General features: G+C 61.1%; 19 protein-coding genes and 1 riboswitch. Of the genes, 7 read left to right on the top strand and 12 right to left on the bottom strand.

What is annotated here, in order from left to right; all coding sequences use genetic code 11:
- Window positions 1-28: 28 nt before the first annotated feature.
- The 9 genes from CCICO_RS03555 to ctaC all read right to left on the bottom strand — a co-directional run bounded on the left by CCICO_RS03555 (window position 29) and on the right by ctaC (window position 11130).
- Complete coding sequence (locus tag CCICO_RS03555) at window positions 29-1171, bottom strand: glycosyltransferase family 4 protein (RefSeq protein ID WP_018020326.1); 1143 nt, start codon at window positions 1169-1171, stop codon at window positions 29-31.
- Between the two features lie 144 nt (window positions 1172-1315).
- Window positions 1316-2341 carry a C40 family peptidase gene (locus CCICO_RS03550; RefSeq protein ID WP_018020327.1) on the bottom strand — a complete coding sequence of 342 codons (1026 nt, stop codon included), beginning with the start codon at window positions 2339-2341 and terminating at the stop codon, window positions 1316-1318.
- Window positions 2342-2734: 393 nt separating this feature from the next.
- Window positions 2735-3364, bottom strand: coding sequence for a C40 family peptidase (locus tag CCICO_RS03545; RefSeq protein ID WP_018020328.1), 630 nt, complete (start codon window positions 3362-3364; stop codon window positions 2735-2737).
- A gap of 15 nt (window positions 3365-3379) precedes the next feature.
- Window positions 3380-3550, bottom strand: a riboswitch (cyclic di-AMP (ydaO/yuaA leader).
- A gap of 903 nt (window positions 3551-4453) precedes the next feature.
- Complete coding sequence (qcrB, locus tag CCICO_RS03540; RefSeq protein ID WP_018020329.1) at window positions 4454-6076, bottom strand: cytochrome bc1 complex cytochrome b subunit; 1623 nt, start codon at window positions 6074-6076, stop codon at window positions 4454-4456.
- Entirely contained in the window at window positions 6073-7278 is a 1206-nt protein-coding gene (gene qcrA / locus CCICO_RS03535; protein ID WP_018020330.1) for a cytochrome bc1 complex Rieske iron-sulfur subunit, read from the bottom strand. The genes qcrB and qcrA overlap by 4 nt, the downstream gene beginning before the upstream one ends.
- Window positions 7275-8156 (bottom strand): cytochrome bc1 complex diheme cytochrome c subunit, encoded by an 882-nt coding sequence (gene qcrC / locus CCICO_RS03530; RefSeq protein ID WP_018020331.1) that lies wholly within the window; start codon window positions 8154-8156, stop codon window positions 7275-7277. The genes qcrA and qcrC overlap by 4 nt, the downstream gene beginning before the upstream one ends.
- Window positions 8157-8294: 138 nt before the next feature.
- Window positions 8295-8909, bottom strand: a complete 615-nt coding sequence (gene ctaE, locus CCICO_RS03525; protein WP_026161561.1) for an aa3-type cytochrome oxidase subunit III — start codon at window positions 8907-8909, stop codon at window positions 8295-8297.
- Between the two features lie 664 nt (window positions 8910-9573).
- Window positions 9574-10005, bottom strand: coding sequence for an aa3-type cytochrome oxidase subunit IV (gene ctaF / locus CCICO_RS03520; RefSeq protein ID WP_018020333.1), 432 nt, complete (start codon window positions 10003-10005; stop codon window positions 9574-9576).
- An 18-nt stretch (window positions 10006-10023) separates the two neighbouring features.
- A complete protein-coding gene (gene ctaC, locus CCICO_RS03515; protein WP_018020334.1) occupies window positions 10024-11130 on the bottom strand; it encodes an aa3-type cytochrome oxidase subunit II in 1107 nt (368 codons plus the stop codon).
- Window positions 11131-11685: 555 nt separating this feature from the next.
- On the opposite strand from ctaC, the gene asnB reads away from it, so the two are divergent.
- The gene (gene asnB / locus CCICO_RS03510) at window positions 11686-13608 is read left to right on the top strand and encodes an asparagine synthase (glutamine-hydrolyzing) (protein ID WP_026161562.1); all 1923 of its coding nucleotides are present in this window, start codon (window positions 11686-11688) and stop codon (window positions 13606-13608) included.
- A 105-nt stretch (window positions 13609-13713) separates the two neighbouring features.
- On the opposite strand, the gene erpA is transcribed toward asnB, so the two are convergent.
- Entirely contained in the window at window positions 13714-14058 is a 345-nt protein-coding gene (erpA, locus tag CCICO_RS03505; protein ID WP_018020336.1) for an iron-sulfur cluster insertion protein ErpA, read from the bottom strand.
- Between the two features lie 282 nt (window positions 14059-14340).
- Here erpA and CCICO_RS03500 point away from each other — a divergent pair, with 282 nt between their 5' ends.
- From CCICO_RS03500 to CCICO_RS03480, 5 genes are all read left to right on the top strand, one after another.
- On the top strand, window positions 14341-15054 hold the full coding sequence (locus CCICO_RS03500) for a DUF3043 domain-containing protein (RefSeq protein ID WP_018020337.1): 714 nt from the start codon (window positions 14341-14343) through the stop codon (window positions 15052-15054).
- 15 nt (window positions 15055-15069) lie between these two features.
- Window positions 15070-15597: a bifunctional adenosylcobinamide kinase/adenosylcobinamide-phosphate guanylyltransferase gene (locus CCICO_RS03495; protein ID WP_018020338.1), complete on the top strand. Its 528-nt coding sequence runs from the start codon at window positions 15070-15072 to the stop codon at window positions 15595-15597.
- A gap of 90 nt (window positions 15598-15687) precedes the next feature.
- Complete coding sequence (cobT, locus tag CCICO_RS03490) at window positions 15688-16758, top strand: nicotinate-nucleotide--dimethylbenzimidazole phosphoribosyltransferase (RefSeq protein WP_018020339.1); 1071 nt, start codon at window positions 15688-15690, stop codon at window positions 16756-16758.
- Window positions 16748-17599, top strand: a complete 852-nt coding sequence (locus CCICO_RS03485; RefSeq protein WP_018020340.1) for an adenosylcobinamide-GDP ribazoletransferase — start codon at window positions 16748-16750, stop codon at window positions 17597-17599. Before cobT ends, CCICO_RS03485 begins: the two co-directional genes overlap by 11 nt.
- A gap of 253 nt (window positions 17600-17852) precedes the next feature.
- The gene (locus CCICO_RS03480) at window positions 17853-18038 is read left to right on the top strand and encodes a hypothetical protein (protein ID WP_018020341.1); all 186 of its coding nucleotides are present in this window, start codon (window positions 17853-17855) and stop codon (window positions 18036-18038) included.
- Between the two features lie 109 nt (window positions 18039-18147).
- Here the strand turns inward: CCICO_RS03480 and CCICO_RS03475 are convergent, their stop codons facing one another.
- Window positions 18148-19254 carry a branched-chain amino acid aminotransferase gene (locus CCICO_RS03475; RefSeq protein WP_301354863.1) on the bottom strand — a complete coding sequence of 369 codons (1107 nt, stop codon included), beginning with the start codon at window positions 19252-19254 and terminating at the stop codon, window positions 18148-18150.
- Window positions 19255-19443: 189 nt separating this feature from the next.
- Here CCICO_RS03475 and CCICO_RS03470 point away from each other — a divergent pair, with 189 nt between their 5' ends.
- Complete coding sequence (locus CCICO_RS03470) at window positions 19444-20925, top strand: leucyl aminopeptidase (protein WP_018020343.1); 1482 nt, start codon at window positions 19444-19446, stop codon at window positions 20923-20925.
- Window positions 20926-20995: 70 nt separating this feature from the next.
- On the opposite strand, the gene CCICO_RS03465 is transcribed toward CCICO_RS03470, so the two are convergent.
- The gene (locus CCICO_RS03465; RefSeq protein WP_018020344.1) at window positions 20996-21412 is read right to left on the bottom strand and encodes a hypothetical protein; all 417 of its coding nucleotides are present in this window, start codon (window positions 21410-21412) and stop codon (window positions 20996-20998) included.
- Between the last annotated feature and the right edge of the window lie 17 nt (window positions 21413-21429).

The raw sequence follows: 21429 nt of genomic DNA, 5'->3' as shown, positions 1-21429 counted from the left end.
CAGTATATATGCGCTAGACTGCGCCAATCTAATCGCCGGACGAGGACAGAATACGCTGTAACCGCGCCGCCATGATCGACCACGTCCAGTTCTGCACCACGTGACTCCGGCCGCGCGCCCCCATTGTGCTGCGCAGAGCGGCATCATCAAGCAGCCGCGTCAGCGCCCGCACCAGACTGTCGCCGTCCCGACCATCAACCACGATCCCAGTCTCCTCCGTCACGGTCTCAGGGGCACCACCCGATGCCCCCGCCACCACCGGCACCCCGCATGCCTGGGCTTCCAGATAGACAATGCCAAGCCCCTCAACGTCGAGTCCCTTGCCGCGGGTGCGAGCCGGCATGGCAAAGACATCGCTGGCAGCGAGAAGCTGACGCATGTCCGAAAAGTCCAGTTGCCCCATGAGGTGAATGCGATCGTTGGTGTGCAGGTGAGCGTCGATAAGCGCGCGCAGCTTCTTCTCATACGAGCCGGTGCCCACTAGCACCAACCGTGCCTCGGGGTGGCGGGCAAGGATTCTTGGCATGGCGCGAATCAATTGATCTTGGCCTTTGCGCGGAACCAAGCGGGAAATGCAGATGATCAACGGCTCCTCGCCGAAACCAAAACGGGCGCGCACCGCGGACCGGCATTCATTGCTGAGAGGACGAAACAGCGTTGGATCCACCCCCGAGGGTAGGGCCTCATAACGCGGGTGACTTCCCAAGGCGGGACGAATCCTGCCCAAGGTGTACTCGGAAATGTAGGTGACCACATCCGCAGACTGGCCAATGCGGCGCAACACCTGCCGGGCGCCCGGAATCATCGACCACCCCACCTCATGACCATGCGTGGTGGCCACTACCTGACGCGCCCCAGCCGCCCGCGCCGCGGAGCCAAGCACCGCCAAGGGCGCGGCTGCCCCGAACCACACGGTCTCGATATCGTAGCGGGCAATCAGCCGGACCATCTCTGCCCGCAACTGAGGGGTGGGCAGCATGACCTTGCGCGGCCAGCGCACCACCGTGTACTCCACCTGAGAATCCCACTCCGCAGCAGCCTCAGCGTCCTGGGTGGAGGCCAACACCACAATCTCCGAGGGGTCAAGATAGGACACGAAATCACGAAGATAGGACTGAATCCCCCCGACCGTAGGCGGAAAATCATTAGTAACAAGCAGCGTGCGGCCCATAGTCACCACATTCTACCGATCGCTACCCCACCAGACCTAGATCAGAACACACAGATGCCACCGTTTCTCGCGGCTGCAGATACGACACCACCGCCGCGTTGGTATCTGGCGAACGCGGCGGTGGTGGCAGTCTAGCTGCTAGGACTAGTAACGGCGAGCGCCGTAGAAGGGCATCGAATCCACAGACACAACCTGTACCGGAATGCCGTAATCGGAGGCGTGAACCAGCTTGCCGTCACCGATGTACATGCCCACGTGGGTTGCACCCGGGTAGTAACCTACGATGTCTCCCGGCTGCAGCTGATCGCGCGACACGGGGGTGCCGCCGGCCATCTGAGCCTGCGAGGTACGCGGGATGGACTTGCCCTGCTGCGCGTAGGACCACACCATGAGCCCAGAGCAGTCGAAGGCATCGGGGCCGGTAGCACCCCACCCGTAGGGCGCGCCGAGCTTGCTCATCGCGGCGTTCACAGCATTCATCCCGCCCGGATTGGAGCTAGTGATGCCGTCGAGATTGAATCCTTCGATGGGGCCGTTTTTGTTCTGCCACGCCTCACGCAGGGTGGGCTCTAGGGCGTCAATACGGGCTTCGAGATCAGCGGTACGCTTGTTCAGCTCATCCTGCTCACGCTCGAGCTTGGCTCGCTGCGCCTTGAGATCGCCGAGACGGAAATCGGCGACGGCTTTCGCCGCGGCGGCGCGCTCGTGTTCTTGCGCGGCTTGACGCAAAGACTCTTGCAGCTCATCGATGATGCGCTGGTTACGCTGACTCAGGGCGCTCATATAGGCGGTGCGATCGATCGCATCCTGCGGGTTGTGCGCCGAAGAAATACCGGAGAGCGGATCGAGGCTCGCACCACGATAACGCGCCTTGGCTACCTGATTGACGTCCGCGCGAATGCTCTCGGCATTATCTGCAGCGGCCTGCGCAGCAGCTGAGGCGCGCTTGAACTCATCGGTGAGACGAGCGGCCTCTTCGTTGCTCTTATCGATGTCGATAGAAAGCTGCTTGACCTCTTCGCTCTTGGCAGTAGCCTCGTGGGAGACGGAGTCCATCTCCTTAATCAGGCTATCCATCTCGGCGGGGTCAGCGCTGGCCAGAGGAGCAGCGATGCCGCTAGTGGTAAGGGCTAGGGCGCAGGTAATGAGCCCGAGCTTGGTGAGCTTCACATCTTCTCCAAATGCGTGATCGAATGTGCCGGCGCTGATGCTACGGCAAGGTCGGTGAAAGCGAGGGCGGCGGAGTGGCCGCCGTGTAGCGTTATCATTGGCGCGCTAAGCGGCCAACAAACGCCCAGTTAACGGGTTAGTTTAGCGCAAAATTTGCTGATGCCAACTCGACTGTGGTTAGTGAGGCTTAGAGTGAATAACAGTGGTGAAAGTTATTAGCTGTGCCAGCGCGAGCCGCCACCCCACCCCGTGAGAATCGGGGGTAGTGCACTTATCGACGCCACCTCGGATACCCACACCCTCGCGGCTAGAGCAAGCCCCCAGCAACGACAACACCGCAGACCACGTACTGGTCTGCGGTGCTAGCTTTCGGCCGAAACAGTCGGGCGCTTCTTAGAAACGAACCACGGAGTGGATCGGCATGAAGTCGAGCGGACGCTCGCCCACCGGGGTGCCGGAGTTGAGGGCGTCGATGATGGTGCCGTTGCCCACATAGATGCCCACGTGGGATGCGCCACCGTAGTAAGCCACGATGTCACCGGGCTGGATCTGGGACAGCGGAACCTTGGTGCCGGCAGCGGCCTGCTGCTGGGAGGTACGCGGGATGGACTTGCCCACCTGGGAGTAGACCCAAGAGGTGAAACCGGAGCAGTCGAAGGCGTTCGGGCCGGAAGCGCCCCAAGCGTAGGGAGCACCGGTCTTGGAGCGAGCGACGCTCACGATCTGCTGACCAACGGAGTTGGAGGAAGCCGGAGCGATGGTCTGGCTCAGCTGAGCCTGGCCGGGAACCTCAACCGGAAGCTGAGCGGACAGCTGGCCGGGGTCAACAATGTTGTTGATCTCGGAGGGAACCCCGGGCACTGCCGGAACCTCGGGGATGGACACGTTGCCGACAACCGGCACGTTGATGTCGAGGGCCTGGGCCGGGGTGGCCAGTGCGGCGGAGGCACCGGCGGCAACAGCGGTGGCGGCTGCTGCGTTACGAACGATACGGCTTGCGCTACGACGATTGTGATTACCCATTTGAAACTTTTCCACGTCTTCCTTGTTTGAACCGGCCGGGTTAGCTGACGGGCTAGGCATCCGGAAGGCCTCCCATCCTCGCGCCGCACTCGACACTCGAGCGCTCTTGCGAGAATTTCACCCCAGATTGTTAGGTGGTTCCCCGGCTCCGGCGGCACCCCACTGAGCGGATTGATCAGAGCGTGTGCCGGATTAGGTCTGGCTTATTCTTTTCGGTAGATATTCGTCGGTGGCGACCAGATCGTTTTTCTTACTCTCTGCTTCGTCCCGCGAAGTCTCGTTTAGGTTACGAAACGGCAACGATACTTGTCCAGCTTTCAGCAAAATCGCGCCACTGTTATCGAGTTGTGACCATCCGGTGACCAAGTAGTGACACTGGAGCCCTACACAAGCCGTGGGCGCCGCCCATCAATTTACATGCATATAACCTGCGCTTTTGTACATATTTTTACTACATCCAGCACTGACAGTGGGCGATACCCAACTTCCAACACCGGGCCAGAACGGGATTTTGTGACCTTCCACACACCTCGTTTCTGAGGGGCCTAACCGTGGCCGAAATGTTATCTGAGAGAACTCATAGCACGCACCAGACAACGCCTCCCTGAGTAGGTAACCGCACGATCGTGCCTGAAGTACGTGGACGATTGTTATCCACCCGGCGGCTTCTCCCCCAGCCAGCCATCGAGACGCTCCCCCTTCGACCACGCAGGCACACCAGGCGCACCGCATTGGATCATTGTTTAGCCCGTCCACTCGTAGCCCAGTGGCTGCCGCAGAGGTGCGCGCGAACGCAGTCTAATCGCCGCCACGGCCCCTGAGCGGCCTCTTACTAGCCTGCGCGGGCGCCTCTCAGTTCCCGTGGTGCGTGCGTACATTGGGCCTGTGGGTGGTTGCGCGCAGAGTGCCAGACCTCCACCGCTGTGCTCAGGTTGGTTCATCGTTGCGCCCCGAATATAGGCTTAGACACTATGCGGTGCGTGATACGCCGGTGCTTGATATAGGAGAAGGGCCCTCACCGTCACGGTGAGGGCCCTTGACTCTATGACGCAGCAGTCTCAGTACTGAATGTGTACTTCGGGTGCGAGGTTACTCGCGGCCGGCATCCTTGTCGGCGCGGCGGTTGGCCTCGTTGAGGTTTTCGAGCATGACGCGCTCTTCCTCTTCGTTGGCATGCTCGATGTCGGCAGCGCGACGGGCCACGTCTTCGCTGTCGGCCTTCCACAGGCCGCGGCCGGGGTGGCCGCCGAAGCCGAGGTGGTTCGGCTGGGTCGGCACCTTGGCACCGGCGTATTCGAGCGGGATCTGGTGTCCGTGCTCGTCCACCGGGCCGATGGGCTGGTGAACCTCTACGTATTCGCCGTGCGGCAGGCGCACGATCACACCGGTTTCGATACCGTGCTCCAGCACCTCGCGGTCAGCACGCTGGAGGCCAACGCAGATGCGATAGGTAATGAAGTAGGAGATCGGCGGAAGCAGGATCAGGCCAATACGACCCACCCACGTCATCGCATTCAGAGAGATATCGAAGTGATAAGCGAAGAGGTCGTTACCACCGGAGACAGTGAGCAGTCCGTAGAAGACCAGTGCCATCACACCGATACCGGTGCGCACCGGCACGTCGCGGGGGCGCTGCAGCAGATTGTGGTGCTCATCGTCGCCGGTGATCTTCTTCTCGATCCACGGGTAGGCGAAGAGAAGTACCACGAGGATGCCCAGCATCACGGCCACCCAGAACACTGCCGGGATGGTGTGGTTGCCAATGTAGAGCTCCCACGCCGGCATGACACGAGCCGCACCGTCAGTCCACAGCATGTAGATATCCGGCTGGGAACCAGCGGAGACCTGAGCCGGGTTATAAGGACCAATGTTCCAGATTGCGTTGATGGTGGTAATACCGGCCATCAGCGCGAGCACACCAGCGGTGATGATGCCGAAGGCGGACGCCTTCAGAGCGAACACCGGGAGGATGCGGACGCCCACCACGTTGTTCTCGGTGCGGCCAGCACCGGGGAACTGAGTGTGCTTCTGGAACCACACGATCGCGAGGTGTGCACCGATCAGGGCCAAGATGATGCCTGGCAGGATCAGCACGTGGGCGATGTAGAAGCGGTCCAGCATGATGTCGGAGGGGAAATCCCCGCCGAAGATCAGCCAGTGCATCCAGGTACCGATGATCGGCAGCCCCACCACGATGGCGGACATAATGCGCAGACCCACACCAGAGAGGAGGTCATCCGGAAGGGAGTAACCGAAGAAGCCCTCGGCGATGGAAAGGAGCATCAGCACGGAGCCGATGATCCAGTTAGCTTCACGCGGACGACGGAACGCACCGGTGAAGAAGATGCGCATCATGTGAACGATGATCGAGATGGCGAATGCCAAGGCAGCCCAGTGGTGCATCTGTCGAATGAACAGACCACCGCGCACCTCGAAGGAAATGTTCAGCGCGGTTTCATAAGCGCGGGACATCTCCACACCGTTGAGCGGTGCATAGGCACCGTCGTAGATGACCTTGGAGATAGACGGATCGAAGAACAGGGTGAGGTAGACACCCGTAACGATCAGAATGATGAAGCTGTACAGCGCGATCTCACCGAGCATGAAGGACCAGTGAGTCGGGAACACCTTGTTAATTTGGGTGCGCAAGAAGCCTGCTCCGCTGTAGCGGGAGTCAATGGCTTCTGCGCGCTCAGCTAGTTTATTGCTCATGATTTACGCTCCCAGAATGCCGGTCCAACAGACTCAATAAAGTTGCCAGCGGCGACGAGGTAACCATCTTCATCGACGGTAATGGGCAGCTGCGGCAGTGCACGGGCGGCGGGGCCGAACACCGGCTTGCCGTAGTGCAGAGCGTCGAACTGCGATTGGTGACAGGGGCACAGGATTCGGTTGGTCTGAGCCTCGTAGAGCGAGGTCGGGCAGCCGATGTGCGTGCAGATCTTGGAGTAGGCGTAGTAGTCGCCGTAGTGGAAGTCCTCCTGACCGGCGCGCTCGATAGCCTTGGCGGCGTCAGCGCTGCGGAGGCGGATCAGCATGACGGCGTTACGCGGGCCGTGGATCGAGTGCATGTGCTCCTCGTAGACCATGGCCTGCTTGTCGTAGCGGTCGCCATCGTTGACGTACTCCTCTGGCAGCGGGAACACAGTCTCCATAGAGGCAGCAAGCAGATCCTCCGGACGCATGCGCACCAGGCGGGTCATGCCCTGGGTGGTGTAGTGACCATCGTGCTTCTCAGCGGTCACACCGGTGTCACGGCCGAGGTAGAGCTTGGTGCCGTGCTCGGAGAGGGTCCAGCCGGAGGTCCACAGGGTGCCATCGCCCTGGATGCCCAGTTCGTGGGCCTTCCACGGGTTCTTCACCATGCCGCCCAGCGGAGCGAGGATACCCAAGCCGGCAACCACAGCACCGGTGCCCATAACTCCCTTGAGCATCTTGCGACGCCCCAGGGTGGAGGTCTCCCATGCGTCGTTCAGAAGAGCGCCGAGAGTCTTGGCATCCACTTCAGCAGAGCCACCGTCGTGACGCTGCTGCACGGAAATCTCCGAGGGGATGAACTTCTTGACATAGGTGACAACACCCATACCCATGGAGATGATGCCCAGACCGGCGGTCAGGCCCAACAGCGGGGTGTAGAAGGTGTAGAGCCACAAACCGTCTTGGCCGAGTGCCTTGTACTGCCACGGCCAGAAGAGGTAGATAGCCATGAAGGCGAGCATGAGGATGGTGCCTGCAATGAAGAAGAAGGCAACCGAGCGCTCTGCACGCTTCTCGGCGGGGTCATTGTCAATGGGGAAGCGTTCCTTGCGATACGCCACCGTCACGTCATCGAGCTCGGTTCCGAGGCGGGCGAGCTCCTCGTTGCTCATCGCAGCGAGTTCGTTCGAGGTGTAGTCTTTTTTGTCTTTGCTCATGAGCGCGATCCAATCCACAGAGCTGCAGCGATGAGCGCTGCCATACCGGCAAGCCACATGAACATACCCTCAGCCACCGGGCCGAGACCGCCGAGGCTCCAGCCACCGGGGCTGGGGGTTTCCTTAGTGGACTTGATGTACGCGATGATGTCCTTCTTCTCGTCCATCGAGAGCTGACGATCAGAGAACTTCGGCATGTTCTGGGGGCCAGTGAGCATGGCCTGGTAGATCTCCTGCTCGTTGGCTGGGTCCAGAACCGGTGCGTACTTACCGGAAGACAGAGCGCCGCCGCGTCCGGTGAAGTTGTGGCACGAAGCGCAGTTCAGACGGAACAGCTCGCCACCGCGGGCCACGTCGGCCGGATCGATGGTGCCGTCGTAGTGAGCGCCGCGAAGGGAATCCATGGCGATGGTGCCGTCCTCGTTCTTCACGAGGCCCGGGCCGCCACCATTGGCGTCCACGTATGCGGCGAGCGCCAGTGCCTGGTGCTCGTTGTAGCGCGGGGTCTTGCGCTGAGCCTGTGCTTCATTACGCAGCATCGGCATACGGCCCGAGTGCACCTGGAAGTACACTGCGCCCTCACCGACACCAATCAGGGAGGGACCACGTCCCTCTACACCCTGGAGGTTGGTGCCGTGGCAGGTGATGCAGGCGACGTCGTAGATGTCCTTACCCTCTTGAACGAGAGCGGCATCATCCTTTTGGGCGGTTGCTACCTGTGCATCGGGGGTCAGTGCGTGAGCCAGCAGGCCGGCGCCAGTTAGACCCACCGTGAGTGCAAGAGCACCCGCGACGGAACGGCGCGCCTTGCGCCGCGTCCGGGTCTTCTTTGCCTCTGCGGACTTGGCCGCAGAAACATCGTGTGGTGTGGTATCCATCATTTTCCTTTTTCGGGTTTCGGAAAGTGAAGGGCTGTTGATCCGTGTCCTTCCTCATCTGCCCCACCGCATGAGCGCCTGCCTGTCACAGGCTGCGGAACATACTGGGGCGAGGAAACAACGCCGGACCGATACGGCCTACTGAATGAAGTAAATGGTTGCGAACAGGGCAATCCAGACAACATCGACGAAGTGCCAGTAGTAAGACACTGCCATTGCTGCGGTTGCCTGTGCCGGCGTGAACTTGGACTTCGCAATACGAAGCAGGACAACCACAAATGCCAGCACGCCCGCGAGGACGTGGGCTGCGTGGAAGCCGGTCGTAATGAAGAAGACCGAGCCGTAGACACTGCTCTGAATAGTCAGACCGTGCTCAACCAAGTGGTAGTACTCGTAAGCCTGGCCAACGAGGAAGACCGCGCCCAACAGTGCGGACAGTGCATACCACCGGCGGAGACCGAAGACGTCACCCCTTTCTGCTGCGAAGACGCCCCACTGTGCGGTGAAGGACGACGAAATAAGAATCGCCGTGATCACCATCGCGTAGGGGACGTTGAGGTGGTCGGTTCCCTCGTCCCACGACACTCCCTGGCCATTGGCTCGGGAGACGAAGTACATGGCGAACAGACCACAGAAGAACATCAATTCCTGAGACAGGAACACGATCGTTCCCACACTGACCATGTTGGGTCGGTTCAGTGCGGCAACGCGCTGTGTTGCTGCCGTTCCTGAGTTATTTACTGCGCTCGTCACGCCTCTCAGTATGACTGATTCCTAAGGAAGATTCATCATCTACCCCCGATATAGCGCCAACTTTTTCCGTTTCCCCAGCTCGCTATCAAGGGTTTTCTAAGAATTTGAGAAGTTTTCGATGAGCCGGGAACTTTTCGGAACCGCATCCGACGAAGCCCGTCCAACACCTCTCAGTTCAGCCCCACCTGGGCCCGCTCCTCCGCCCAACCACATCCCTGCAGCGTGCGGTGGATCCCCTTCGCCGCCACACCCCATGCGCGGGAAGAAAGTATGTGTTTATGCTAGCCGATCACCCGATATTAATCGTCATAAATGCACCCTAAGAAAGCGGAGATTCATCTCACATAGCCTCAGGCATGACTCCCACTCCCCCGCCACACTCCCCCGTGGGAGCTCCCACCCCAGCGGCGGCGCCGGCACGAAAGTGGGATCACACCAAGTCGGATGAACGGCTTGTGCACCTCTGCCCTGATTCTCTGCGAGCACTAACGCGGATCGCGACAGAGACACAGGATACAAAGACACAGCGAACGCGGCACCCGGTCCAACTGATGTTGAGCCGAGTGCCGCGTTGAAAGTTTTTGTGAGTTATGCGGGCCGCATGTAAGAAGCAGACAACCTACACACTGGGCGCACGCTTAACCTGTGCCCTGAAGGACAAGCCTTAGTGCTTTTCCTTCGGAATGCCGTACTGCAGATTGAGCATGGTGGTGGACCAAATAACGAGGACCGCACCGAAACCAATCATCCAGTAGTGCATGTAGATGATGCCAGCACCGAGAACGAAGATGGAACCGGACATCACTGCCGGCCAGATGGAGCTGGTGGAGAAGAAGCCATAGGTACCGGCACCGTCTTCAACCTCTGCTTCCTCCCAGTCCTGCGGGAGGATATCTTGGCGCTTCTCGGTGAAGTGGAAGTAGCCCGCGAGCATCAGGGTCATGAGGGTGGAGATCACCAGCATGGTGATACCGATCCACTCGCCGCCCTTCACGTTGCCGGAGTCATCGACAAAGATGGTCGCGAAAATGTAGATGATGGACGCCGCGCCAATGTAGGCGGTGAGGGCGTACATGAGTTTGGAGCTGACCTTCATGTTTCTTGACCTCGTTTCCTAGTTGCCCGCGTTTGCGCCGGGCTTGTCGAGGAAGTTCCCGCCATCGCGGGAGTCCTCACGGCCAGAGACGAACGGTGCGGTGGAGGTGGCGTAGGGGGCCTCGCCGATGGACTCCAGTGCAGCCGCATTGGTGGCCTGCGGGTTATTCATACGGTACTCGAGGTACTGCTTGAACTTCTCCGGGGAGACCGCACGAACCTCGAAGTTCATCATGGCGTGGTAGGTACCGCACATCTCGGCGCAGCGACCCACGAAGGCGCCTTCCTTATCGATGCTCGTGATCTGGAACTCACGCTGAGACTTGTTGGCCTCAGGGTGGGAGTAGACGTCGCGCTTGAAGAGGAACTCCGGGACCCAGAAGGAGTGGGAGACGTCTGCGGATGCCAGCTGGAAGGAGATCGCGGTGTTGGTCGGCAGGACCAGAACCGGAACCTCTTCGGTGGTGCCGACGGTCTCGATCTTGTTGTAGTGCAGGTAGGAGCGATCGTTCAGGGACTTGCCGTGAATCGGGTTCGCGTTCTTCACACCCTCGGGATCCTCAGCGGACTCTTCGGCTGCTGCCTGACGCTTCTCGTCAATGCCCTGGTACTGGTTGCCGGTCGGGGTGAACTGGCCGTCCACCTCCTGGTAACCGAACTTCCAGTTCCACTGGTATGCAGTCACATCCACGGTCACCTTCGGATCCTTGTCCAGCGCGGTGACGCGATCCTGGGTCTGCACAGTGAAGAAGAACAGTGCCATCACGATGATGATCGGCACACCGGTGAGCACCAGCTCAAGCGGAATGTTGTACTGGGTCTGGCGCGGGAACTCGTCCTTGCCAGCCTTCTTAGCGCGCTTCGCAGAGAAACCGAAGATCGAGTAGAGCATCAGGCCCCACATGATGATGCCGATGATCCAGGCAGCAACCCAGACCCAGACCCAGAAGTTACCGATCTCGTACGATTCGGGAGTCACACCCTCGGGCCAACCCATGCGCAGTGCATGGAAAAAGCCATTGTCAGGTGGGGTGACGTCACAACCAGTCAACGCAAGTGCGCTGACACCGGTGACGCCTGCGAGCATCGCCTTGCGCGAAATACCACGCTTTTTACGCTGTTCCACGTGTGTCTGCCTTCCTGTCCACACAAAAACTTTGTGAGTGCCCAGAGCTACAAGCTCGTCCTAAGACACTCTCTTAACTAAGCAGAGTACTGCATATTGGCCGTTTTTCCATGTCGTTTGTCATGGTTCTTTAAGGATCGGGCCGATTCCTGAAAATTCTCTGAGTATTGTACTCGGCACTTCCTGCCACAACGAGAGCGACGCACGTCAATATTGTGCGCTAAGTCACCGGCGTGCTCGAGTTCCGCTCTCCCCCGTTCGGGCGTAGCCGCTTCCGCCGTGCCCTCGGGGACCCTGCCGCGCCCACGCTCGGCGAGATCGCGAGCAGTCGGTGTGGCCCATCCCCAACGCTTAGGGCTCGGCACCATCGCGGCTGTACTATTGGGGGCGTTGTAGCGGCCTGCGCACAAACGCCCACTGTGGCGGTTGAAGCGCCGTGGCCCCAGTGCGGTCGCCCTAATGACCATGGCGCCGTGGAATCTGCACTGTACGCTACGTCCTTAATATCTATAGCCCTCCTATTTATCTCCTAGGAATCGAGGAATCTGCCCGACTATGTGTGGTCTTCTTGGAATGCTCACCGCCGAGGCGAATGCCGCCGAGTTTCAAAAAGCTGTGGAGCAGGCGTTGCCGTGCATGCACCACCGCGGCCCGGACGCCTCGGGCACGTGGCACGACGAGCATGCTGTCTTTGGCTTCAACCGTTTGTCCATCATCGACCTAGCACATTCCCACCAGCCTCTGCACTGGGGTCCGGAGGATGAGCCCGATCGCTACTCGATGACGTTCAATGGCGAGATTTATAACTACATCGAGCTGCGCGAGACCCTCAGCAAGGAGGGCTATACCTTCCACACTGACGGCGACACAGAGACTATTGCCGTGGGCTATCACCACTGGGGCGAGAAGGTGGTGGAGCATCTTCGAGGCATGTTCGGCATCGCTATTTGGGACACCAAGGAGCAGGTACTCTTCCTCGCCCGTGATCAGTTCGGCATCAAGCCGCTGTACTACGCCACCACCGAGGCCGGGACGGTATTTTCCTCGGAAAAGAAGACGATCCTGTCCATGGCTCAGGCTCTGGGTCTGGACCTAGGCCTTGACCGTCGCGCCATCGAGCACTACGTAGACCTGCAGTATGTCCCAGAGCCGGAGTCGCTGCACGAAAATATTCGCCGTCTCGAGTCGGGCTGCTATGCCACGGTCCACCCCGGTGGATCCTTGGTGCAGCAGCGCTACTTCCGCCCGCAGTTTTCCACCACCGCGGTGCCCAAGGGTGCTGAGCAGGATCTCTTCGATCGTATTGCCCGGGCGCTGGAGGATAGCGTCGAGAAGCATATGCGCGCGGACGTGACTGTGGGCTCCTTCCTTTCCGGCGGTATCGATTCGACCGCCATCGCGACCCTTGCCAAGCGCCACAATCCGAATCTGCTCACCTTCACCACGGGCTTCGAGCGCGAGGGCTATTCCGAGGTGGATGTGGCCGCCGAGTCCGCTGAGGCGATCGGAGTGGAGCACATCGTGAAGATCGTCTCGCCCGAGGAGTACGCCACCGCGATTCCGAAGATCATGTGGTATCTGGATGATCCGGTCGCGGATCCCTCGTTGGTGCCGCTGTATTTCGTGGCCCAAGAGGCCCGTAAGCATGTGAAGGTGGTGCTTTCCGGCGAGGGCGCCGATGAGCTCTTCGGTGGCTACACAATATATAAGGAGCCGCTGTCGCTGGCGCCGTTTGAGAAGGTCCCCTCTCCCCTGCGCGCCGGACTGCGTCGACTGGGCGCTGTGCTGCCTGAGGGCATGAAGGGTAAGTCCCTGCTCGAACGCGGCACCATGTCGATGGAGGAGCGCTACTACGGCAACGCTCGGTCCTTCAACTTCGAGCAGATGCAGCGGGTGATCCCCTGGGCTAGCCGCGAGTGGGACCACCGCGAGGTGACGGCCCCGATTTATGCCGAGTCCACTCACATGGATCCGGTGGCCCGCATGCAGCACCTAGATTTGTTTACTTGGATGCGCGGCGACATCTTGGTCAAGGCCGACAAGATCAATATGGCCCACTCCTTGGAGCTGCGCGTGCCGTTCTTGGACAAAGAAGTCTTCGCCGTGGCAGAAACCATTCCGCACGAGCTGAAGATCGCCGAGGGCACCACCAAGTACGCGCTGCGTAAGGCCATGGAGCAGATCGTTCCGGCGCATGTGCTCAACCGTAAGAAGCTGGGCTTCCCGGTACCGATGCGGCATTGGCTGGCCGGCGATGAGCTGCACGGCTGGGCACAGGATACGATCAACGCCTCCCAGACCGACGATATTTTCAACAAGCCCGAGGTGTTGAAGATGCTCGCCGAGCACCGCGCTGGCGCTTCTGATCACTCGCGCCGGCTGTGGACGGTGCTGGCCTTCATGGTTTGGCACGGCATCTTCGTGGAGGAGCGCATCGATCCGCAGATCGAGCAGCGCGACTATCCCGTGGATCTTTAAAACACCACATGACTAAAGCCCAGTTCCCGCCTGATTCGGGAGCTGGGCTTTGTGCTGTGCACGGGCAACGCTTATCGACGCCAGCGCTGCACCCGCGACGGGGATTTAGTGGAAGGAATCGCCGCAGGCGCAGGAGCCGGTGGCGTTCGGGTTGTCGATGGTGAAGCCCTGGGCTTCGATGGTGTCGGAGAAGTCAATGGTGGCGCCGGTGAGATACGGGATGCTCATCTTGTCCACGACTAGGGTGACGCCTCCGACCTCATCGGTCTTGTCGCCATCCAGGGAGCGATCATCGAAGTACAGCTGATAACGCAAACCGGAGCAGCCGCCGGGCTGCACGGCGATACGCAGGGAAAGATCATCGCGACCCTCCTGCTCAAGCAGGGCTTTCGCCTTGGCGGCGGCGGCCTCAGTGAGGATCACTCCAGTGGCGGATTCGGGTGCAGTCATGGTGAGTGGATTCTCCTTATAGTTATTGAGTCATGCGCAACGCAGTGGCCTGTAACGGGCACCACCGTGGTGCGGCTCCGTCTCCAGCGGAGACTGCCGCCACGCCAGTGGCACCAAGGCTACCGCGTGCCTGTACTGAGTGTAAACACATCTCTGAGTGCCGCTATTCCCTCAGGCGTTACTCATGCGTGCAGTAACCCTCGCCTACACCCTCACCTACGCACGGGGGTTTCACGCGTGCCGATGAGTATCTCTGGGGAATCTTTTACTAGCCTATTAGGCGTGAAACTACCGTGGCAGAAGAACCAGGACGAGACCACTTCCACTCCCCAAGCCGATACGGCTGCCGAGGTGGAACAGCCCGCTGACTCTCAGGAGGAGCTACCGCGGGGCTACACCCCTAAGAAGGGCCGCCCCACCCCTAAGCGCAATGAGCGGGAGCGCGAGCGCGGCGTGCGACGTGAGCACTTCACCGCCCCCGAGACCCGCAGTGAGGCTCGGGCTCGGCGTAAGAAGTTCAAGGAGTCGATGACGAAGGAGGAGTACAAGGAGTACAAATCCAAGCAGAAACGCCAACGCCGTGAGGAGCAACGCCGCATCCAAGAGGCGATGGACCGTGGCGATGAGCGTTATCTGCTCGAGCGCGACAAGGGCGAGGTGCGCGCCTTCGCCCGCGACTGGGTTGATGCCCGCCGCTTCATCACGAACATGATGATGCCGATGGCCCTCATCCTGCTGTTTGTCATGCTGGTGTCGAATGCCGTGCCGCAGATCTCGATGGCTGCGTCCGTGGTGGCGATGATCATCATGCTCGCCATCTTCATCGAGGGCATTATCATGGGTCGCCGCGTGAACAAGGCAGCGCGGCTGAAGTTCCCCGGCTCCACCGAGCCTGGTTTTGGTCTTGGTTTCTATGCCTTCTCCCGTGCCGGCCAGCCCCGCCGTTGGCGCTCCCCTCGCCCGCGCGTGGAGATCGGCGCCGACGTTGAGCGCTAAACGTGTCGGTGCCCGATGCATCATCTGATTCTGGGCGGCGCCCGCAGCGGCAAGTCGGGCTATGCCGAGGCGTTACTGGCGGATAGCCCCGAAGTACTGTACGTGGCCACCGCGAGGCCTTGGCCTGGGGATACAGATTTCGCCGCCCGCATAGCCGAGCATCAGCGCCGCCGCGATCCCCGCTGGCAGACCGATGATTCCTCCGATCTGATTGATCTGCTACACACTCCACCCGCCCCAGTGCTGCTGGTGGATGACCTCGGAACGTGGCTCACCCATGAACTCGATTCCGCAGCCGCCTGGGATCAGCCGCGCGGCAGCATTCGTCCCCGCTGCACCGCGCTTATCGACGCCGTCTCCGCGCTTGACTCCTCCACCACCCTGGTAATCGTAAGCCCCGAGGTAGGCATGGGGATCATCCCCGAACATCGAGCGGGCCGGCTGTTTCGCGACGAGCTCGGTTGGCTCAACGCACAGCTCGCCGAGGTGCTCGACAGCGTCACCTTAGTCATTGCCGGCCAGCCGCTGCAGATCAAAACATGAAATTCTGATTGGTGCAGTCGTATTCTGGTCAAGGTCTGATCCCTCATACGAAACCGCCCGTGGTTTCCCGTGCAGCAAAGGAGCTGTCCCATGGAGTCCCAGCCCTCCGCCTCCGATCTTTTTGCCAAGGTAGATTCCCCTAGCACCGAGGCTCGGCAGGCGGCGATCGCCCATCAGGCGGATCTCACCAAACCGGTGGGCGCCCTGGGGCGTTATGAGGAGATCGGTATCTGGATAGCCTCCTGCCAAAACCAGTGCCCACCGCGCCCTATCAGCCGGCCCACCATTGTGGTCTTCGCTGGCGACCACGGGATCGCCACTCACGGAGTCTCCGCCTATCCTTCCGAGGTGTCTATCCAGATGGCGGAGAACATTCGCCACGGTGGCGCCGCAATCAATGTGCTGGGCCGTGCCGCCGGAGCCGAGGTTCGCCTCGTGGATGTGTCTTTGGATCATGATGTGTGGGGCGATGAGCGCGTGTCTCGCTCTTGCGGTTCCATCGACCGCGAGGATGCGATGAGCAACGAACAGGTAGTTCGCGCCCTCGAGATTGGCAGACGCATCGCCGATGAAGAATGCGACCGTGGGGCGGATCTGCTCATCGCCGGCGATCTCGGCATCGGTAACACCACCCCCGCGGCGGCTCTCATTGGGTTAGCAACTCGGCTTGAGCCGGTCGTGGTGGTAGGCCGTGGCACAGGTATCGACGATGAGGGCTGGAAGCGCAAGGTGGCCGCGGTGCGCGACGCCATGTTCCGTGCTCGCCTCCTCAACCGCGAGCCCGTCAGCGTGTTGCGCACCATTGGTTCTCCCGACCTCGCAGCCATGGCGGGCTTCTTAGCCCAGGCAGCTGTGCGCCGCACCCCCGTGATCCTCGACGGCGTGGTGGTTAGTGCCGCCGCGCTATGGGCCAACCGCCTCGCCCCTGGAGCACGCCAGTGGTGGATCGCGGGACACCGTTCCGTCGAACCCGCCCATAGCGCCGCACTCGAAGCACTCGATCTCACCCCGATCCTCGACTTTGGAATGCGTCTGGGTGAAGGCTCGGGGGCTGCTGCCGCTTTGCCCATCGTCACAGCAGCGGTGGACATCATGGCCGATATGGCCACCTTCAGCTCCGCGGGAGTATCCACCAAGTCAGAGGGCGAGAGTGTCGGGTAAAGCAGGCCCCTCAGGAGACGCCAGCCACGGCCATCCCCTATGGGAAGGCCCAGCCACCATCTTTTCGTGGCTCAGCGTGGTGCCTCTGCGCGGGGCGCGCGTGTTTGACACCACCACCGGTCGTAGGGCCATGACGTGCGTTCCCCTCGTGGGATGCGCATTCGGTGGGCTCGCCGCCCTAGTCAGCATGCTGGGGTCGTTGGCTTCGCCCGTGCTGGCCGGGGTGCTGGCAGTAGTGGTCGTGCAGCTGGCGAGCAGGCTCATGCACCTTGATGGTCTAGCGGATGTCGGCGACGCACTCGGCTCCTATGCCCCGCCTGAGCGCGCCCGCGAGATCCTCGCCGACCGCTACACCGGAGCGCTCGGATCGGGGGCGGTGGTACTTACCCTGCTGTGCCAAGTCGCCGGCCTGGCAGGTGTAGCAGAAGCTGCAGGACGCCCCGCTGTACTGGCACTGGCGGTGTGCAGCGTTTATGTGCTTTCACGCTGGGCGGCAATGGTGGTGTGTCGCCGCAGCTCCTCTCCGACCAGACGGCCCTTTTCCGCTACGGGTTTCGGCGCATTAATTATCGCCACAGTGCCTAGGTGGCGGCTCGCGGCGTGGGCTGGCGGGTTTCTCGCGGTATCGACCGGCAGCTGGTGCGCCCTCGGCGCCCCCGCTATGGCCGTGGCAAGCGCCGTGATCGTGCTGGTGGTGTGGCTGAGTGCCGAAGCCACGGTGCGGCATATGGCCCGCCGCTTTGGAGGGCTCAACGGTGATTGCACCGGCGCCCTCATCGAGATGACCGCCGCTATCGCCGCGGTGGCCTACGCGCTGAGCCTGCCCCTCCTCGCCGCCTAAAAGCGAAGGGGTAGCCAGTGGGGGTAACCGCCACCGGCGACACCACAGCGGTTCGCGGCCATGTCTACATTGTGCAGAAAATATCAGCCTTAAGCCGGGAATTGTGAATATATTTTCTGCGGCTATATCACCTTCATTTTCCGGCCACACGCTGCGGTTTTCTATTATTGCCCCTTACTGAGCCAGCAATTAATGTCCTCTTTGCAAGTGTTCAGGACGCCACATAAGTGGCAACGCAAGAGGGAGACACGCTTTGTCCTTCGTTCTATGTATCAATGAGATTGTTGATGGCCCCATCAAGGATCTGTACCTCGAGTGCGGCAGCAGCTGCTGCCCGGCCCCGGAAATCCTGCCGAACCTGGAGAACATGGACTTCTCCGGTGCTCACTTCGGTCCCACCGATCTGCTCGATCTGACCCTCGATCTCTCGGCTCTCTAAGTATCTCTTTTACGCATACGCGATACATCTCACGCACACACAGCACCGGCGCTGCCCCTTAACTCAAGTTAAGGAGACAACGCCGGTGTTGTTTTATGTGTGTGGCGAGTTAAGCCTCGATCAGGGTGTGGAGCCAGCCGTGGGTATCGGCCACGGTGCCACGCTGGATGCCCGTGAGGTGATTACGCAGCTTCATAGTGACCTCACCGGTGCTTCCGCCACTGATCTCGAAATCGCCGTGGGCCGATTTCACCGCGCCCACCGGGGTGATCACGGCCGCAGTACCGCAGGCGAGGGCTTCGGTCATGGCGCCAGAGGTGGCGTCGTCACGCCATTCGGACTTCGACACCAGTTTCTCCTCCACCTTGTAGCCCATGTCGCGAGCCACCTGGAGCAAGGAATCGCGGGTGACGCCCGGCAACAGCGAGCCAGACAGTGCGGGGGTCACGACCGTGACATCCTCGCCCTCGCCGTAGACGAACATCAGGTTCATCCCGCCCATTTCCTCGATGTAGTTCAATTCGGTGGAGTCCAACCACACCACCTGATCGCAGCCCTTCTCCTCGGCCTGTGCCTGCGCCAAAAGGGAGGCGGCATAGTTGCCGGCGCACTTCGCAGCGCCGGTGCCACCACGGGCGGCGCGCACGAAGTCCTCACAGATCCACACGGACACCGGAGTGATGCCGCGGGAGAAATACGCACCTGCGGGAGAGGCAATCAAGACATAGGTGTAGCTATTGGCGGGGTGCACGCCCAAAGAGGCCTCGGTGGAGATCATGAAGGGGCGCAGATACAGCGACTCCTCGCCGCCGGCGGCGGGAACCCACTCGCGGTCGATGTCCACCAGCTGGCGGATGGACTCGATAAACACCTCTTGGGGCAGTGCGGGCATAGCCAGCCGCTCCGCGGAGTTCTGGAAACGAGCGGCATTGGCGTAGGGACGGAAGGTGACAATCGAGCCGTCCTGGTGGCGATAGGCTTTCAGCCCCTCGAAGATAGCCTGCCCATAATGAAAGACATTCGTGGCCGGATCGAAGGACAGCGGACCATAGGGGCGCACACGAGCGTCATGCCATCCCTTCTCCTGAGACCACTCGATGGTCACCATGTGATCGGTGAAGTGCTTACCGAACCCCGGGGCCTGCAGAATCGAGGCGATCTCCTCGGCGGGGGTGGGGTTCTCATTCTTTTGGACAGTGAACTCTAAATCTTGCATGGCCCTAAGTTACTCCCTCTCTTCAACGCCGAGCCCTGATTACCCTAGGTTTCGGGCAACAAGCTCACAGCGGCTGTACCTAGCTCACGCTAGGCTAGTGGAAGTCTTATTCACAAGACACTCGCGACACTGCCGCTAAGGCAGGCGTCGATAAGCATTAACCGCTGTACAGAAAGGATTGCGAACCACATGGCGAACACCCTGCCCGCGCGCGGCTATCTGCCTGAATTGAAGCGAACCAAGAAGCTGGAGAAAGACACCTCCGTGCTGCTCGTGCCCGTCTACGAAGGCGAGCGCGAGCTAGAGCTGCCCGTGTTGGGGCCGCTCGACGAAGCCTCTGCCCGCTCGCTGTGCTCCGCGCTGACTGCCGTGGGCGCCACCGGTAAGGCCGGCACCGTGCACACCGTGCCCGCCCCGAAGAAGGTGAAGGTGGATGCCATCGCCGCTGTGGGGCTCGGCCCCGCCGATGAAGCCGATGCGGAAACGATTCGTCGCGCCGCTGGGGCCGCGATTCGCTCCCTGCCCGACCACGCCGTGGTGGCCACCACCCTCTCTGAGCTCAACACCGCCGCTGCTGTGGAAGGCTGCGCGCTCGGCGCCTACGATTACCGCGGCCTTCACACCGAAGGGGAAAGCACCCGTCCGCGCTCGGTGAGCTTCCTCGGCGCGGATAAGAAGGACTTCGACACCGCCGTGATCGTGGCCGAGTCCGTGGCCCTGTGCCGCGATCTTGTGAACACCCCCTCCTCCCACCTCTACCCCGAGTCCTATGCCTCCTTCGTGGCCGAAGAAGCCGCCAAGATCGGGCTGCAGGCCACCGTGCTGGATGAGAAGAAGCTAGCCAAGCGCGGCTACGGCGGCATCCTCGCCGTGGGGATGGGCTCCTCCCGCACCCCTCGCCTGCTGCGGCTCGAGTGGAAGCCGAAGAAGGCCTCCACCCACGTCGGCTTGGTGGGCAAGGGCGTGACCTTCGATACTGGTGGTATCTCCCTCAAGCCGGGAACCAACATGGAGAACATGATCTCCGATATGGGAGGTTCCGCGGCCATGATCGCCACGATCGTTGCGGCAGCGCGCCTCGAACTGCCGGTACGCATCACCGCCACCATCCCGATGGCGGAAAACATGCCCGGCGGCAAGGCCTATCGCCCAGGTGATGTGATCACCCACTATGGCGGAACCACCTCCGAGATCCAGAACACCGACGCCGAGGGCCGTCTCATCCTGGCGGACGCTCTGGTCCGCGCCAGCGAGGACAACCCGGACTACCTGATCGACAGCGCCACCCTCACCGGCGCGCAGGTGGTGGCCTTGGGCGATCGCACCTCGGGCGTGATGGGCGATGACACTCTGCGTGAGCGCATCGCCGCCACTGGTCGTGACGCAGGTGAGCCGGCGTGGGCCATGCCCATCCCGGAGGAGATCGCCGAGCAGTTCTCCTCGCCCTCTGCGGATCTGCGCCACACTGGCACCAGCCGCTCCGCCGGCATGATGCAGGCTGGATACTTCCTCAGCCGTTTCGTCGGCGAGGGCATCCCGTGGGCCCACATCGACATCGCCGGCCCTGCCTACAACACCTCCGCGGTCTACGGCTACACCCCCAAGCGCGCCACCGGCGTTCCGGTGCGCACCCTGGTGGACCTGCTCCGCGACATCTCTATTAACGGCTAATCCCCGCCAGAGAGCACGCAATCCCAGCCGCTATCGTGGCTGGGATTATGTGTGTCAGGGCGCGGAAGGGCTACGGGCGCTTGTCGACGCCACCCGCCTGATCTGGGTGCCTCTTCTCCCATTCTTCACGCCGCTGCCGCTGCTCCTGCCGCTTGCGCAGGATCCGATCACGTTCGATGCGTTCACGCATCCGCTGCGGATAACCGGTCTCCTCCACATCGAACAACCCGATTCCCAGCGCAGAGGCGGTGTCATTAATCCCCTTGGGCCCGCCGATGCGGCGGCGGATGAACTCCCCATGCTCATCCACCAACACCACACTCATCTCATTCACCAACGTTTCAGGCTCCACAAAGCCCTCGACGAAACCGCGGCCACGCATCCACTCGCGCAGCTCGGCAAGATCGGCGTCTCGGATAGACCCGGTGGCGCTGCGGGGAGCCTTCAGCCCCTTTTTCGATCGGCCGCGATTGAAGAGATTGAACATGACACACCATTCTACAA

This window comes from Corynebacterium ciconiae DSM 44920, from assembly GCF_030440575.1.
GTDB lineage: Bacteria > Actinomycetota > Actinomycetes > Mycobacteriales > Mycobacteriaceae > Corynebacterium > Corynebacterium ciconiae.
Note: the sequence above shows the minus strand (reverse complement) of the source record. Positions and strands in the feature narration are given on the sequence as shown.

Bases quoted from the DNA above. Each gene is read 5' to 3' on its own strand.
- erpA (WP_018020336.1), bottom strand. From the start codon at position 14,058: ATGACTGCACCCGAATCCGCCACTGGAGTGATCCTCACTGAGGCCGCC.
- CCICO_RS03470 (WP_018020343.1), top strand. From the start codon at position 19,444: ATGGCGAACACCCTGCCCGCGCGCGGCTATCTGCCTGAATTGAAGCGA.
- asnB (WP_026161562.1), top strand. From the start codon at position 11,686: ATGTGTGGTCTTCTTGGAATGCTCACCGCCGAGGCGAATGCCGCCGAG.
- ctaF (WP_018020333.1), bottom strand. From the start codon at position 10,005: ATGAAGGTCAGCTCCAAACTCATGTACGCCCTCACCGCCTACATTGGC.
- qcrA (WP_018020330.1), bottom strand. From the start codon at position 7,278: ATGAGCAAAGACAAAAAAGACTACACCTCGAACGAACTCGCTGCGATG.
- qcrB (WP_018020329.1), bottom strand. From the start codon at position 6,076: ATGAGCAATAAACTAGCTGAGCGCGCAGAAGCCATTGACTCCCGCTAC.
- CCICO_RS03495 (WP_018020338.1), top strand. From the start codon at position 15,070: ATGCATCATCTGATTCTGGGCGGCGCCCGCAGCGGCAAGTCGGGCTAT.
- CCICO_RS03465 (WP_018020344.1), bottom strand. From the start codon at position 21,412: ATGTTCAATCTCTTCAATCGCGGCCGATCGAAAAAGGGGCTGAAGGCT.
- cobT (WP_018020339.1), top strand. From the start codon at position 15,688: ATGGAGTCCCAGCCCTCCGCCTCCGATCTTTTTGCCAAGGTAGATTCC.
- CCICO_RS03545 (WP_018020328.1), bottom strand. From the start codon at position 3,364: ATGGGTAATCACAATCGTCGTAGCGCAAGCCGTATCGTTCGTAACGCA.
- CCICO_RS03475 (WP_301354863.1), bottom strand. From the start codon at position 19,254: ATGCAAGATTTAGAGTTCACTGTCCAAAAGAATGAGAACCCCACCCCC.
- CCICO_RS03555 (WP_018020326.1), bottom strand. From the start codon at position 1,171: ATGGGCCGCACGCTGCTTGTTACTAATGATTTTCCGCCTACGGTCGGG.
- qcrC (WP_018020331.1), bottom strand. From the start codon at position 8,156: ATGGATACCACACCACACGATGTTTCTGCGGCCAAGTCCGCAGAGGCA.